The 318-nt window shown below is 43.7% G+C and carries 1 protein-coding gene; it reads right to left on the reverse strand.

The genetic code is table 11. The features are described from left to right. The coding region (locus PL77_RS32245) for a hypothetical protein (protein ID WP_044213828.1) at positions 1-318 on the reverse strand (318 nt) is incomplete at both ends.

Genomic DNA, 318 nt, shown 5'->3' on the forward strand with positions numbered 1-318 from the left:
ACTATGATACAACTCCACAATATCCCCCTGTTCCAACTGCACTCCCCCCGCAACTCTCCTAGAGTTCACAAACCACAACTCAGCCCCACTATTAGCCGTAACCCTACCACTAAAATCAACATAAGTACGCTCCCCAATTGTAGCAGAAAGCAGTTTGTAATTAACGATCTTTACATTCCACCCCAAAGCAGTAAGAGCGTCAATTCGCCCTTGCAAAGTCGGATTGTCATCCAAATCCACCAACACAATTCCAGCATTGAAAGTCCTATCAGAAATTACATTATCAGGATCATTGACACGCTCTAATTCCGTAAGCAT

The organism is Flammeovirga sp. OC4 (assembly GCF_000812565.1).
Lineage (GTDB): Bacteria > Bacteroidota > Bacteroidia > Cytophagales > Flammeovirgaceae > Flammeovirga.